Source organism: Ensifer sp. ENS03 (assembly GCF_014852035.1).
Classification (GTDB): domain Bacteria; phylum Pseudomonadota; class Alphaproteobacteria; order Rhizobiales; family Rhizobiaceae; genus Ensifer; species Ensifer adhaerens.
The window spans coordinates 57,768-71,588 of sequence record NZ_JACVAV010000002.1 but is presented as its reverse complement, the minus strand read 5'-3'; the positions used below and the strand labels follow the sequence as shown (position 1 = coordinate 71,588).

At 62.2% G+C, this 13,821-nt stretch carries 16 protein-coding genes; 3 read left to right on the top strand and 13 right to left on the bottom strand.

The window, feature by feature from the left end; translation table 11 throughout:
* Nucleotides 1–19: 19 nt before the first annotated feature.
* Nucleotides 20–601: an acyloxyacyl hydrolase gene (locus IB263_RS07000; protein ID WP_192438084.1), complete on the bottom strand. Its 582-nt coding sequence runs from the start codon at nucleotides 599–601 to the stop codon at nucleotides 20–22.
* A 92-nt stretch (nucleotides 602–693) separates the two neighbouring features.
* Nucleotides 694–2,112: a PLP-dependent aminotransferase family protein gene (locus tag IB263_RS06995; RefSeq protein WP_192438082.1), complete on the bottom strand. Its 1,419-nt coding sequence runs from the start codon at nucleotides 2,110–2,112 to the stop codon at nucleotides 694–696.
* 130 nt (nucleotides 2,113–2,242) lie between these two features.
* On the opposite strand from IB263_RS06995, the gene IB263_RS06990 reads away from it, so the two are divergent.
* Nucleotides 2,243–2,449: a DUF1127 domain-containing protein gene (locus tag IB263_RS06990; RefSeq protein WP_034794438.1), complete on the top strand. Its 207-nt coding sequence runs from the start codon at nucleotides 2,243–2,245 to the stop codon at nucleotides 2,447–2,449.
* Nucleotides 2,450–2,543: 94 nt separating this feature from the next.
* Here the strand turns inward: IB263_RS06990 and IB263_RS06985 are convergent, their stop codons facing one another.
* The 4 genes from IB263_RS06985 to purC form a co-directional block, all read right to left on the bottom strand.
* On the bottom strand, nucleotides 2,544–2,951 hold the full coding sequence (locus IB263_RS06985; RefSeq protein WP_192438080.1) for a hypothetical protein: 408 nt from the start codon (nucleotides 2,949–2,951) through the stop codon (nucleotides 2,544–2,546).
* Between the two features lie 54 nt (nucleotides 2,952–3,005).
* Nucleotides 3,006–3,677 carry a phosphoribosylformylglycinamidine synthase subunit PurQ gene (gene purQ / locus IB263_RS06980; protein ID WP_060600734.1) on the bottom strand — a complete coding sequence of 224 codons (672 nt, stop codon included), beginning with the start codon at nucleotides 3,675–3,677 and terminating at the stop codon, nucleotides 3,006–3,008.
* A 168-nt stretch (nucleotides 3,678–3,845) separates the two neighbouring features.
* The gene (gene purS, locus IB263_RS06975; protein ID WP_034794427.1) at nucleotides 3,846–4,088 is read right to left on the bottom strand and encodes a phosphoribosylformylglycinamidine synthase subunit PurS; all 243 of its coding nucleotides are present in this window, start codon (nucleotides 4,086–4,088) and stop codon (nucleotides 3,846–3,848) included.
* Nucleotides 4,089–4,105: 17 nt separating this feature from the next.
* On the bottom strand, nucleotides 4,106–4,870 hold the full coding sequence (purC, locus tag IB263_RS06970) for a phosphoribosylaminoimidazolesuccinocarboxamide synthase (RefSeq protein ID WP_034794646.1): 765 nt from the start codon (nucleotides 4,868–4,870) through the stop codon (nucleotides 4,106–4,108).
* A gap of 332 nt (nucleotides 4,871–5,202) precedes the next feature.
* Between purC and IB263_RS06965 the strand changes: the two genes are divergently transcribed.
* Nucleotides 5,203–5,517, top strand: coding sequence for an ATPase inhibitor subunit zeta (locus IB263_RS06965; protein ID WP_034794424.1), 315 nt, complete (start codon nucleotides 5,203–5,205; stop codon nucleotides 5,515–5,517).
* 59 nt (nucleotides 5,518–5,576) lie between these two features.
* Here the strand turns inward: IB263_RS06965 and IB263_RS06960 are convergent, their stop codons facing one another.
* Both IB263_RS06960 and IB263_RS06955 read right to left on the bottom strand, forming a co-directional pair.
* Nucleotides 5,577–8,099, bottom strand: a complete 2,523-nt coding sequence (locus tag IB263_RS06960; RefSeq protein ID WP_192438078.1) for an EAL domain-containing protein — start codon at nucleotides 8,097–8,099, stop codon at nucleotides 5,577–5,579.
* A gap of 178 nt (nucleotides 8,100–8,277) precedes the next feature.
* On the bottom strand, nucleotides 8,278–8,832 hold the full coding sequence (locus IB263_RS06955; protein ID WP_034794640.1) for an alpha/beta hydrolase: 555 nt from the start codon (nucleotides 8,830–8,832) through the stop codon (nucleotides 8,278–8,280).
* A 260-nt stretch (nucleotides 8,833–9,092) separates the two neighbouring features.
* On the opposite strand from IB263_RS06955, the gene IB263_RS06950 reads away from it, so the two are divergent.
* Complete coding sequence (locus tag IB263_RS06950) at nucleotides 9,093–9,908, top strand: DUF2189 domain-containing protein (protein WP_034794419.1); 816 nt, start codon at nucleotides 9,093–9,095, stop codon at nucleotides 9,906–9,908.
* A 96-nt stretch (nucleotides 9,909–10,004) separates the two neighbouring features.
* Here IB263_RS06950 and IB263_RS06945 read toward each other — a convergent pair whose 3' ends face one another.
* From IB263_RS06945 to rpe, 5 genes are all read right to left on the bottom strand, one after another.
* Nucleotides 10,005–10,310, bottom strand: coding sequence for a PilZ domain-containing protein (locus IB263_RS06945; protein ID WP_192438076.1), 306 nt, complete (start codon nucleotides 10,308–10,310; stop codon nucleotides 10,005–10,007).
* A 153-nt stretch (nucleotides 10,311–10,463) separates the two neighbouring features.
* Nucleotides 10,464–11,765, bottom strand: a complete 1,302-nt coding sequence (gene purB, locus IB263_RS06940; RefSeq protein WP_060585098.1) for an adenylosuccinate lyase — start codon at nucleotides 11,763–11,765, stop codon at nucleotides 10,464–10,466.
* Between the two features lie 63 nt (nucleotides 11,766–11,828).
* A complete protein-coding gene (locus IB263_RS06935) occupies nucleotides 11,829–12,389 on the bottom strand; it encodes a hypothetical protein (RefSeq protein WP_082572765.1) in 561 nt (186 codons plus the stop codon).
* The gene (locus IB263_RS06930) at nucleotides 12,386–13,129 is read right to left on the bottom strand and encodes a DUF2259 domain-containing protein (protein ID WP_192438073.1); all 744 of its coding nucleotides are present in this window, start codon (nucleotides 13,127–13,129) and stop codon (nucleotides 12,386–12,388) included. The genes IB263_RS06935 and IB263_RS06930 overlap by 4 nt, the downstream gene beginning before the upstream one ends.
* Entirely contained in the window at nucleotides 13,126–13,803 is a 678-nt protein-coding gene (gene rpe / locus IB263_RS06925) for a ribulose-phosphate 3-epimerase (RefSeq protein ID WP_034794395.1), read from the bottom strand. The genes IB263_RS06930 and rpe overlap by 4 nt, the downstream gene beginning before the upstream one ends.
* Between the last annotated feature and the right edge of the window lie 18 nt (nucleotides 13,804–13,821).

Here is a 13,821-nt window from a genome sequence, read left to right as displayed (position 1 = left end):
GCGACTGCGCAGGCCTGCGTCAGAACTTGTAGCCGAGGGCGAGGCCGGCGCGTGTCAGGCCGTTGTTGGGACCGTCGCAGAGATTGGCGTGCGACGCATGTTCAACGGTCGCCGAGACGTTCCAGTGTTCGTCGAGGCGCACGCCCGCGGCGGCGTATTCGCGGAAGAGGACGCGGCAGCCGAGTTGCGGACCGGAACCGTTGGGATCGTCGAGATCGCCGTCGTGAACCGTGCCGCCCGCGCCGAACTCCAAGAAGAGGCGTTGCGTCATGTCGAAGGTCCAGCTCAGGCCGGCATAGGCCTGGTTGACGCCGTTCGACGACGTGGCCACGGCAGCACCGGTATAGACGCGTGGACGCAGCAGCTTTTCGCCGAGATCCGCGGCGCCGTCCGCATTGAACGGATCGAAGTAGAGCGTGAACGACGGAAACACGCCGTCTTCCTGCTTGCCGCCGCTGGCGATCGATGTCGTCACGCCGAAGCGCATTTCGTCGAAGACACCATCTTGAGCCGCCGCCGGCGCGGCGATGACTGAGGTGGTCGTGACGAAAAGAAGGGATGCAATCAGGCGGGACGGAACCGGGCGAAGCGATAGCGGCATGCGAAATCCTTGAGGGCGAATCATCTACGCAAGACTGCTAAAACAGTATGATGCGGAAGCTTGCGCGAAAGTCACCCCGTCGATTTCGATAGTCACTCGAAACTGTCGTAGCCGGCTCGGCCGCTGTCGAGCAGCCGCTTCAGCGTCTGGAATCCGGCTCTCACCTCGGCGCGCTGCGGTGGCGAGGAAAAGCCGATGCGGATCCGATGGAAGACGCGATCGGTACGGCCGCCCTTGAACTCGTCCTCGTCGTCGACGAGCACGCCTTCCTGAAGAGCCGCCTGCTTGAAGGTTCCTGACAGCCAGGGGTCAGGCAACTTCATCCAGAGGAATGGAATGCAGGGATGGGACGCGAACTCGATACCCTCAAAGACCTCGCGCGCCATTGCTTCGCGGGCGCGAACCTCCTCGATGCCCTGGCTGCGCAAGGCTGCAGCCGAGCCGGAGAGCACCAGCCGGGCGCAGAGTTCCGCCAGGATGAACGGCAGGCCGCCGCTGACCATCTTGTGGGCGATGCGGATGCGCTGGCCGAAATGCGGAGGGCAGGCGACCCAGCCACCGCGAACGCCTGCGGCAACGGACTTTGAAAGACCGCCGACGAGGAAGGTACGTTCGGGCGCAAGCTCGGCGAGCAGCGGCGTTTGATCGCCGGTCATAGCGCCGTAGAGATCATCCTCCACCAGCCAGACGCCGTATTTGCGGGCGATATCGGCGATCGCCTGGCGGCGGGCGAGCGGCATGACGGCCACTGTCGGGTTCTGCGCGCTCGGCATCAGGAAGGCGAGCTTCGGATGCTGCTGCGCGCAGACGCGCTCGAAGTCGTCGGGGATCATGCCGAAGGCGTCGGATTCGACCAGCGTCGTGCGGCGACCAATCAGGCCGGCGCTGCGGCTGACCTGCGAATAGGTGAGCGTCTCGAAGGCGATGCGGTCGCCTGGGGCGGTCACCGCCGCGATCACGGCAACGACGGCCGCATGTGCGCCGAGCGTCGGCACGATGTTTTCGGGCTTAGGACGAAACCCTCCGCGCGCCAGCCATTGGCAGCCTGCCTCGAACCAGTGATCCGGGAAGTTCCGCGCGTAGCTGGCAATATCGGCGTGATGCTCGTGACTGATTTCGCTCAACACTTCGCTCAGCACCGTTCCCTGGCCGATATCCGGCGCGGCGGTGCTGTCGAACCTGAGCTTGCCAACGGGCGCGACCAGGGGCCGGGTGCCGGCAAGGGACGTCGTCAGCGGGTCCGCCTGCTCCGGCGGCCGGCTTTCGGGATGGTCGAGCACATAGGTGCCGCGCCCGACTTCGCCGCTCACAAGCCCGCGCTCGCGGACAATATTGTAGGCGCGCCCGATCGTGCCGATTGTCACCCCGATATCGTAGGCGAGGTTGCGTTGCGGTGGCAATTTGGCGCCGACGGGCAAGGCCCCGTTGCCAATTGCCAGTTCGATTTGATCGGCGATCCGTGCGTAGAGCGGACCGTGACCCTGCTGAATGTCGGGGAGCCAATTTGTCATAGTGACAATTCTTTAGATTACAGCGGAAAATATGTCAATTATCACCAAGACAACGATAGCAATCGCTGCATTGGGGTTGTCAATGAGTACAATGGATACAATTTGTTTGTCCCGCTCGGAAGCGACGTCCGTGGGCTGCACCGGCACATTACTGGGCGGCGACTATTCGGACGAACGCGAGGGTCTGCTGAAGCGGCTTTGGACCCGCTATTGCGAGCTGGCGGCGAAGCGACGCGGCCGGTTGGCGCTCGAGGAGATGAGCGAGTGGCAGCTCAAGGATATCGGCGTTTCGGAAAAGGACGCGCGTCAGGAATCGACTGTCCCGTTCTGGCGTTAACCGATCGGATCGGAACGACTGTCCGAAATGCAAAAGGGCCGGCAACCTTGAGGTCAACCGGCCCTTTAATCAATTCGACAAGTTCAGCTTGGGGCTATTTGCAGCCCTGTCCGCCAGCGGCCCAGCGCTTGATGTCTGCGGCCATGCGCGTTCCCGTCGGCTCGCTCATCAGCGGCCCGAAGGCCTGCAGGCGGGCCGGATTGCCCTCGGCCTGAACGACGGCGAGGGGGCGTGCCTCCGGCGACTTGCGCGGCACGATCAAGATGCGCGGACGGCCGGAGAAGGAATTGAGCTCGGGCGCCAGGCGATAAGACTTGAATTCCGCATCGCCCGACTTGAACCAGCAGCTGTTGGCGCCGAGCGCCACGCGCTCCATGGTCGGCAGCGCCGCCGTGTTCGGGCTCGGGGCCGGCGGCTTCGGCGATTGGCACGAGGCCAGAAGCATTAGGCCGAAGGCCGTGCAGGCAAGGCCGGTCAGGCGTGCAGGGGCAAATAAAGGCATCGACGGTCTCGCTCGCAAATGGGGATGGGTCGGATGCCTTCTACAGCCGGATGGTTAAGCGGCGATTACTTCGAGCGCAGACGCAAAGAGGCCGCGGCCGTCGGAACCGCCATGGGCGGCTTCGATCAGGTTTTCCGGATGCGGCATCATGCCGAGAACGTTGCCCGCAGCGTTCATGACGCCGGCGATATCGTTCATCGAACCATTCGGATTGGTGCCTTCGGCGTAACGGAAGACCACCTGGCCATTGCCTTCGATCGTCTTCAGCGTCTCGGCATCGGCAAAGTAGTTGCCGTCGTGATGGGCGACCGGCGAACGGATGACCTGGCCCTTGGAATAGGCGCGGGTAAAGTCGGTGTCGGCGTTGACAACTTCGAGCTTGATCTCGCGGCAGACGAATTTCAGCGAGGCATTGCGCATCAGCGCGCCGGGCAGGAGGCCGGCCTCGACGAGGATCTGGAAGCCGTTGCAGACGCCGAGAACCTTCACGCCCTTTTCGGCCTTGGCCTTGATCGCCTGCATGACCGGCATGCGCGCAGCGATCGCGCCGCAGCGAAGGTAGTCGCCATAGGAGAAACCGCCTGGAATGACGATCAGGTCGACATCCGGAATATCGGTCTCGGTCTGCCAGACGGTGACAGGCGCCTTGCCGGAGATCTTGGTGAGGGCCGCGATCATGTCGCGGTCGCGGTTGAGGCCCGGAAGCTGGACGACGGCTGACTTCATATCTCTGTCTCCGATACGGCGAGATCAATCTTGATGGCGCGCTCCGAAGAGCCTGGCATCTGCTGCGACTATGGCAGCGCGTTCCCGATGGGACCAGCGGCTGCTCCGGCATTTCGTAACGTCTGGTTCCGCGCCCGAAGACGCGGAACGATTCCGTCGCCTGCAGGATCAGGCGAAGGAGATGCTGTAGTTCTCGATCACGGTGTTGGCGAGCAGCTTTTCGCACATGGCCTTGAGATCTTCCTCGGCCTTGGCCTTGTCTGCGGATTCGATCTGCAGGTCGAAGACCTTGCCCTGGCGAACCTGGCCGATGCCGTCGAAGCCGAGTGCGCCGAGCGCACCTTCGATTGCCTTGCCCTGCGGATCGAGAACGCCGTTCTTCAGCGTCACGGTTACACGTGCCTTTATCACTTTGATTTTCCCCGAAGTTACTTCACGAGAACCGGACCGGTGCCGCGCACGGGTTCGTTCTCATTCATGATGCCGAGACGGCGGGCGACTTCCTGGTAGGCCTCGACGAGGCCGCCGAGGTCGCGGCGGAAACGATCCTTGTCGAGCTTCTCGCGCGTCTCGATGTCCCAGAGACGGCAGCTGTCCGGCGAGATCTCGTCGGCAAGCACGATGCGCATCATGTCGCCTTCGAACAGGCGGCCGCACTCGATCTTGAAATCGACGAGCTGGATGCCGACGCCGAGGAACAGGCCCGAGAGGAAGTCGTTGATGCGGATGGCGAGCGCCATGATGTCGTCGAGTTCCTGCGGGCTTGCCCAGCCGAACGCGGTGATGTGCTCTTCGGAGACCATCGGGTCTTCGAGCGCATCGGCCTTGTAGTAGAACTCGATGATCGAGCGGGGAAGGACCGTGCCTTCCTCGATGCCGAGACGCTTGGCCAGCGAGCCGGCGGCGACGTTGCGCACGACGATCTCAAGCGGGATGATCTCGACTTCCTTGATCAACTGCTCGCGCATGTTGAGGCGGCGGATGAAGTGCGTGGGGATGCCGATCTTGTTGAGGTGTGTGAAGATGTACTCGGAAATCCGGTTGTTCAGCACACCCTTGCCGTCAATGACGTCGTGCTTTTTCTTGTTGAAGGCGGTCGCGTCGTCCTTGAAAAACTGGATGAGCGTGCCCGGCTCTGGACCCTCATAGAGGATCTTGGCCTTGCCCTCGTAGATACGGCGGCGACGATTCATGGATTTTGTCTCTGTAGTTGTTGGCGCTCTCGGGACGCGCGTGGAACATCTCTCGGGGTCCATAGCCGAAAAGAACCGATTTCACAATCGGCGTATCTGCCCGTTCCCCTGATTTGCATGGGGCGCCGCGCGCCTTCTCAAAGTGCGCCAAGGTTGCTGCCGCCTCACGAAGCGGCGATGTCCTGATCCTTGATCAAATGCGATCTGAGGAACCGCACAAAGGGTAACATGAAAGTCATCAAACCGGAAAAGTTCACATTGCAGTTTGACCCGCGTTTTGATTTATGGCGATAAACTGATTTCAGACATGGAATTCTCAGGGAGATTGATTGATGACGTCGATGCAGGATCGCGAAAAGGCCTTCGAAGCAAAGTTTGCGATGGACGAAGAGCTTAGGTTCAAGGCTGAAGCGCGTCGCAACAAGCTGCTCGGTCTGTGGGCCGCCGGCCTGCTCGGCAAGGCCGACGCCGACGCCTATGCCAGCGAAGTGGTGGCTGCCGATTTCGAAGAAGCCGGCCATGAAGACGTCGTTCGCAAGATCAAGGCGGATTTCGACGCGGCAGGCGTTGCCCAGACCGAAGAGCAGATCCGCGTGCGGATGCTCGAACTGCTCGGCGAAGCCGTCCAGCAGCTCCAGAGCAAGTAAGCCGAAAGGCTGTTGCCGCATTCATTGAAGCGCCGCCCGTCCGTCTGGCCGGGCGGTTTTTATTTGTCCGGACCGCCGAACACCGGCTTCCAGCCGCGACGCAAACGCTGCTCCAGCTCCAGCCGATCCATCGGCCGCGCAAGCGCATAGCCCTGCAGCACGTCGCAGCCGAGGTCCCGCAGCATCGCCGCGTGCTCCCAGGTCTCCACGCCTTCGCCGACGACAGCGATGTTGAGCGAGTGGCCGATGTCGACGATCGCCCGCACCAGCTTTGCCTGCTTGGCACCTTCGGTCATCGGTCCAACGAGCGCCCGGTCGATCTTGAGCCGGGCCGGATTGAGGTTGAGCAGGCCGATGATCGAGGCATGCCCGGTGCCGAAATCGTCAATCTCGATTTCGATGCCGAGGTCGCCGAGAGCTGAAATGGTCCCGGCGATTTCGTCTTCCGGGTCATCGAGGAAGATGGACTCGAGCAGCTCGAAGGAAAGGATGCCCTGCGGGATCCGCATGTCGCGCAGATCGGCGATCAATCCTGGATCGCGCAGCCGCGGCGACGACATGTTGACCGAGATCTTGGGAACGCCGAGCCCTTCCTTTTGCCAGGACTGAAAGTCGCGATAGGCGAGCTCGACCACCTTCCTGTCGATCGCCGGCAGGACGTTGATCTCTTCGGCCACCTTCAGGAAATGGAAGGGAGTGAGGATGCCGCGCTCCGGGTGGTTCCACCGCACCAACGCCTCGACGCCGGATATCTCCAGCGAGCGCGCATGGAACTGCGGCTGGTAATAGACGGTGAACTGCCCTTCCTCGATCGCCTGGCGAATATCGTCGCCGATGCGCTTGGCGTTGAGGATCTGGGTTTGAATGAGCTCGGAGAACACCTCGACGCGATCACGCCCGACGCTCTTTGCCCGATAGAGGGCGATGTCGGCATTCATCAGCAGCTGTTTGGCGTCGATGTCTTCGCCCCCCTTGAAGGCGATGCCGATGCTTGCGCCCAGGCGGCAGAGCTGACCGTCATAGGGAATGGGGCGGCGGAAGGCATGGACGATGCGCTCGGCAAGCTCGGTCAGCTGCGGCAGGTCGCGGTCCCGGCGGCAGAGGATGACGAACTCGTCGCCGCCGATGCGGGCGATAAAATCGTCGTGGCGGGCGTGGGCACGCAGGATCGCGGCTGCATGCGTCAACATCGCGTCTCCGGCCTGGTGTCCAAGCGTATCGTTAATCTGCTTGAAGCGGTCGAGATCGATATGCAGGATCGCGTTGACTGCGACATTCTCCGTCAGCATCTGATCCAGGTAGCGACGGTTGGGCAGGTCGGTCAGGTAATCGTGCAGCGCGTTGTACTCGATCCTGATCCGCGCCTGCTCGAGTTCACGGTTGCGCGCTTCGGCCGAGGCTTTCGCCTGGCGCAGTTCTTCCTGCAGCGCGATGTCCTCGGTAACGTCCCAGTTGGCGCCGATGAGCTTGCGAGTTCCGAGATGATCGACATAGGTCGCGGCATTGGAGCGGATGTGGCGGACAGAACCGTCCGGGCGCACGATACGGAAAGCATTGCTGTAGGGTTTACCCGAGGCGATGCCTTCGTTGGTTCTGAGGACCACGGCATCGCGATCGTCGGGGTGAAGGGAGTTTTCCCAGGTCTCAGAGCTTGGTGCGCCATCGGCGGGGTCGAGACCATAAATCTCGAACATGCGCTCGTCCCAGTCGTCGCGCAGTGCATCGAGATTGAAGTCAAACACGCCGATCTTCGAGACGCCGAGCGCCAGCCTCAGTCGGCGGGAGACCTCCTCGAGCCGGGCCTCGGCCTCCTTGCGGGCGGTGATGTCGGTATCCGTCCCGATGATGCGGCTCGGCCTGCCATCCGGCCAGTAGGCAACCGAGGCGCCGCGGCTTTCGATCCAGATCCAGTGACCGTCGGCGTGACGCTCTCGATACTCGAAAGTGTTGAAGATCGCCTCGCCGGAATCCTGCCGCTCGATCGCGGCGCGCATATGCGCATGATCGTCGGGGTGAACGTTCTGGATCCAGTTTTCAAGGGTACCATCCACCTGGGCGTCTTCGGACAACCCACGAAGCCGCCTCCAGGTGGCCGAGTAAAACAGGTCTCCGGTTTCGAAGTCGTGATCCCAGACACCCTCAAGCGCGCCGTCGAGGGCATATTTCCAGCGGGTCTCGTCGTTGCGTAATCCGGCGATCTCGTTGACGAAGTCATCGGCCGGCAACATCAGCAGCAGCCAGGCGGCTTCATCCGCGAACCGTACCGGCGAACAGGCAACGAGCATCGGCACGGAGCGGTCGGGACCAAGGAAATGGATCGTCTCGGCGACCGTCGATGTGGCGCGCGGCGGCACGCGCGACCGGTCCTCTTCCGCCACGAAGTCATTCAGAAAGGCGTGTCGCAATTGTACAAGCCTGCGGCCGAACACTTCGCCGGCAAAGACGTTAGCGGCCAGGATCCGTCCGTGCGCATCGACAACGACAGCGCCTGCCGGCAACCGTTCCAGGGTGGCCTGCGTCAGAGCATCCGGATGCGCCGGTGCGCCTTGCGCACCTTTGGTGAGACGTTCGTTTACGGCCACTTCCCATGTCCAGTATCTGCGGCCGGGCAACCAAGCGGAACGATCCGGTCAATGCCGGCGCAGATCAAGGTTCGACAGCGCTCGGCACCATCATGAGACGAGTCGCGTCGTGCCGGCGATGATGACCGCGGACAATGAACGTCGGATTAATAAGGCGTCGACAGGTTGATCGGGCGCGTCAGGGTTTAAGCCGGCTCAAGAACTGGGCGAACACCATCGTTCCCTCCGGCCACGGCCCGTGGCCGGACTCGGTGTTGATGTGGCCGGACTCTCCGGCATCGACGAGCAGCGAACCCCAGGCGTTGGCGATGTCGTCCGCATGCTCGTAGGAACCGAACGGATCGTTGCGGCTGGCGACCATCAGCGACGGGAAGGGAAGCGGATCGCGCGGGTAAGGACCGAAGGTCATCAGATGCTTCGGACGGATCGCCGGGTTGGCAACATCAGGAGGTGCCACCAGGAAGGCGCCGGCGATCGGCTTGGTGAAATGGGGTAGGGCGTGCACGGCGGTTGCGACGCCAAGCGAATGGGCGACGATGACCACAGGCTTTTCCGCCGCATTGACCTCTTCGATCATGCGCGCCACCCAATCCTCGCGGACAGGCTTTGCCCACTCCGCCTGCTCGACACGGCGTGCGGTCGACATCTTGCGCTCCCAGCGGGTCTGCCAGTGCTCCGGTCCGGAGTTGGTGTAGCCTGGAACGATGAGGATATGAGCGTCGGATACTTTCATGGTGGCCGCGATGTGGCGCTGAAAGGCCCGGAAGTCAAGACCTTCAGCATTACCCTTGCGTCAGGGCCTCGAAGCCACCCATGGGAGCCTGCCCGACGAGCCCGATGTTCGCGTTCCAATAGGCCGCTTAACGTGGCGAGAGGCGGCAGGCGACAGCGGTCGCATTTTCTGTATAATCGAAGGGACGGTCGCGGATGGTGCGGCTTGGTTCGTCGCATCTTTGTTCCGTGGCCGCTCTGGTTCGTTGAGGAGTGTGAGCCATGACAACATTCCATGTCCTGTCGGGAGCGGACGCGAGTGTCGCCCATCCCGGAATAAAAAAGATTGGCGTCGCGGATGTATTCGACGCCTTACGCTTGGGCTTTGACGATTTTCGCGAGAAACCATCGCACTACGTCTTTCTTTGCCTGATCTACCCGATCGCCGGTGTCGTTCTGATCACCTGGAGCGCTGGCGCCAACATGCTGCCGCTGCTTTATCCTCTTGTCTCCGGCTTCGCTCTGATCGGCCCAGTCGCTGCGATCGGGCTTTATGAAATCAGCCGACGGCGAGAACTCGGCATGGACTACTCCTGGCCGCACGCCCTTCGCCTGCACCGCTCTCCGGCGCTGCCGTCGATCATGGCCGTCGCCGCCATGCTGTTCGTTGTCTTCATCATCTGGCTGCTCGTCGCACAGGCGCTCTATGTGCAGATCTTCGGGGCGGAACCGCCGGATTCGATTGCAGCCTTCTGGAACGGTATCATCGGCACTGACCAGGGCTGGAACCTGATCCTCGTCGGCAACGCTGTCGGCTTCGTCTTCGCCGTCATCGTTCTGGCGACATCCGTCGTGTCGTTTCCGTTGCTGATCGATCGGGACGTCGGCGCCGTATCGGCGGTCGAGACCTCCATTCGCGCAACGCTCGTCAACCCGGTGCCCGTCGCCGTCTGGGGCTTCATTATCGCCGCCGGTCTGGTTATCGGCTCGATCCCGGTCTTCGTCGGCCTCGCCGTCATCATGCCGATCTTCGGACACGCCACCTGGCACCTTTATCGCAAGATGGTGGAGCCCGGTCCGCGCGCGCGTTCACACTGATCGCCGACAGCCGAAGGCGAATGTAACCGCTCATAGAAAAAGCGCCGCATGTCGATCGACCTGCGGCGCTTGTGGCGTGTCGCCGAGAAGTCCGGCCTAGCGAAAATGCTTGTAGTAAGATGAGATCTGCGCCGCGGTGTTGGACGACAGGTTGAGCTTGATGCCGATCTTGTCGCCGCGATACCAGCGCACCATGCCGGTCAGGAAGCCGAGTTCCTCGCTTCTGATCGTCACTTCCTGTCCCGTCTTGGCGCCGATGTCGAAGAGCAGCTGAAAGCAGACGCCCTCGGCAGAAAGGTCCTTGACGATGCCGCTGCTGGAGCCGGACTTGACGGTCACCGTACCTGTAATTTTCGTTTGCGTGCGCTGCGTCGCCCGCTCGACACTGTCCTTGTAGGCCATGTGATCCTCAGAACCTGGATTGACAGACCCTGAGCTTTGCACGCAATGCATGAATTTCCTGCTAACGCAAATGCCCGCATTTGAGCGATGTGCTCCAAATGCGGGCATGGCAACAAAACCAAAGGCCTACGGCCGTCCGCTCAGCGCGGAACCTCAGCCGAAGACGCGCTTGAAGATCGTGTCGACGTGCTTGGTGTGATAGCCGAGATCGAACTTTTCGCGGATATCTTCCTCGGAAAGGGCCGCGCGAACTTCCGCGTCGGCGAGCAGTTCTTCGAGGAAGTCCTTGCCCTGTTCCCAGACCTTCATGGCGTTGCGCTGCACGAGGCGGTAGGCGTCCTCACGCGACACGCCGGCCTGCGTCAGTGCCAGCAGCACGCGCTGCGAATGCACGAGCCCACGGAACTTGTTCATGTTGTTGATCATGTTCTCGGGGTAGACGAGCAGCTTGTCGATGACGCTGGTCAGACGAGCGAGCGCGAAGTCGAGCGTCACCGTCGCATCCGGGCCGATCATGCGCTCGACCGAGGAGTGCGAGATGTCGCGCTCATGCCAAAGCGCAACGTTTTCCATGGCCGGGATCGAGAAGGCGCGAACCATACGGGCGAGACCCGTGAGGTTTTCGGTCAGAACCGGGTTCCGCTTGTGCGGCATCGCCGACGAGCCCTTCTGGCCCGGCGAGAAATACTCCTCCGCTTCAAGCACTTCGGTGCGCTGCAGGTGACGGACTTCCGTCGCCAGGCGCTCGATCGACGAGGCAATGACGCCGAGGGTGGCGAAGTACATGGCATGGCGGTCGCGCGGGATGACCTGGGTCGAAACCGGTTCCGGCTTCAGCCCGAGCGCCTCGGCTACGTGTTCTTCAACGCGCGGGTCGATGTTGGCGAAAGTGCCGACGGCGCCGGAGATCGCGCAGGTGGCGACTTCTTCGCGTGCGGCCAGCAGGCGCTGCTTGCAGCGGTCGAACTCGGCATAGGCGAGCGCCAGCTTGACGCCGAAGGTGGTCGGCTCGGCATGGATGCCATGCGAACGGCCGATCGTCACAGTATCCTTGTGTTCAAAGGCGCGGCGTTTCAGCGCTTCGAGCAGCTTGTCGAGGTCGGCCAGCAGCAGGTCGGTCGCGCGGACCAGCTGCACGTTGAAGCAGGTATCCAGAACGTCGGACGAGGTCATGCCCTGGTGGATGAAGCGGCTGTCCGGGCCGACGAATTCGGCGAGATGCGTCAGGAAGGCAATGACGTCGTGCTTGGTGACGGCCTCGATCTCGTCGATGCGAGCGACGTCGAAAGTGGCAGCGCCGCCTTTTTCCCAGATCGTGCGCGCAGCATCCTTCGGGATCACGCCGATTTCGGCAAGCGCATCGCAGGCGTGGGCCTCGATCTCGAACCAGATGCGGAATTTCGTTTCCGGCGACCAGATGGCCACCATTTCCGGTCGGGAGTAACGGGGGATCATGGGCTTAAGCTTTCGTCGTCAGTGGAGGGATGGTCGTGCCTCTAGCAAAGATAGCCGCGAAGCTCAACGCCGTTGCGCACGGCGATCGCTTGCCAGCCACAGGCAGACGGCGAGCAGTATAACACCGCCGATCGGCAAATAGAGGCGAAGGCCCATGACGAGAAACTGGTAAAAGGCGATCAGCGTCGTAAAGGCGAACTGGAAGAGCCAGGTCGTGGTTCCGATCGGGGCGTGCCACTGCGCATAGAACTCGCGGTAGTCGAGCGCAAAGAGCAATGCCGTCATCCCGATCGTGCCGAGCGAAAGGAAGAAGAGATAGGCGGCGAAACGCGTTTCTACTCCGCGTCCGATCGCCGCGAAGCGGGCGAGAAACAGCGCCGGCGGCCAGGCGAGCAAAGCGCCGGCCCCGAAGACCCAAAGAAGTTCGGCCAGATGAAAGGTCACGTCCCGTTCCCGCAGCCACAGCGCAAACCACGCCGATAGCGTCATTGACGCGCTCCACAAGGGTGCGCCAAGGAGCAGCAACGGAACGCTCGGCACGGACCGGGCAAGGCGGGTCCGCTTCCGGGCACCGACCGCCGCACGCCCTGCTTTCGCTTCGACGCTGGCGGCCGCTTCGTTCATTTCGCGATCCGCGTCGGGACCGCGATCCAGCGCCCGTCCGTCGTGCCTTCAAAGCCGAGCGACTTCACAAGCACCATGATCACATGGGTTTCCGAACCGTCGTCGTTGCGGTGGGTGATGGCACCGCCGACCTGGTAGCCGGTGGGGCAACGGCGGCTTTCCGGTATGCGGCTGTCGTCCTGAAGCACGTCGCTTGCCGGTGCGCCCGCCTTCATCGTCATCGACAGACGGAAACCCTTGGCTTCCTTCAGGAAGTCTTTGCAGATGCCGTCCGGCTCGAAGGTCTTTTCCTCGAGCGTTACCGTATAGGTCTCGCGGAACGCTTCATCGGCTGCAAAGGCATCGTAGTTCAGCGAGTGCGGCTTGGCATTGGTTTCCGTGATCGGGTTGAAGGCTGCGAGCAACCCGGGCGCATCGGCCAGGCGATAGGCATCGATCAGTGGCGCAGCCCGACGGCGGGCTTCATGGCGCGCCTTCGACAGCGGGCTGCCATCTTCGCGACTGACAGCGCGCACCGGTGCACCCGGCAGGAAGCTGTCATTGCGCGTGTCGATCACATAGATGGTCGAATAGGGAAAGCCGGAGCCGTCCTGAACGCCATATTCCTCGAAGGCAAAGACATTGCCATCGGCGGAAAAGCCGATCGGCTGCAGCGCGGCATAGTCGCCAGCAAGCGCCGGCGATGCAGCGGCGGCCGCGGCCAGGCAACAAAGGCCGGAAATTGCCGCGCGTGTCGTCATCGATAAGCCTTCTCGGCCGGCGCACGGATCGCTTCGATCGCCGAGCGATAGGCCTCGACCGAGCCGCCCTTGAAGATCGCCGAGCCGGCAACGAGAACATTGGCGCCGGCGCCGGTGGCAATGGCTGCCGTTTCAGGCGCAATACCGCCGTCGACTTCGATCTCGATCGGTCGATCGCCGATCATCGCCTTGATGCGACGGATCTTTTCCGCGGTGGCGTCGATGAACTTCTGCCCACCGAAGCCCGGATTGACGGTCATGACGAGGATCAGGTCAAGCTGATCGAGCACGTATTCGATCGCGCTTTCTGGCGTTGCCGGATTGAGCGACACGCCGGCCTTCTTGCCGAGCGACCTGACCGTCTGCAGCGAGCGGTGCAGGTGCGGACCGGCTTCCGCGTGCACCGTCAGGATATCGCAGCCGGCCTTGGCGAAAGCTTCGAGGAACGGGTCGGCCGGCGAAATCATCAGGTGGCAGTCGAACGTCGCATCGGTGTAGCGGCGCAGAGACTTGATGACATCCGGGCCGAAGGTGATGTTCGGCACGAAATGACCGTCCATGACATCGAGATGGATCCAGTCCGCGCCGGCATCGACGACATCGCGAACCTCCTGGCCGAGCTTGGAGAAATCGGCCGCCAGGATCGACGGGGCAATGCGGATAGGGTGGGTCATGGCGCACTCCAGCGTGTT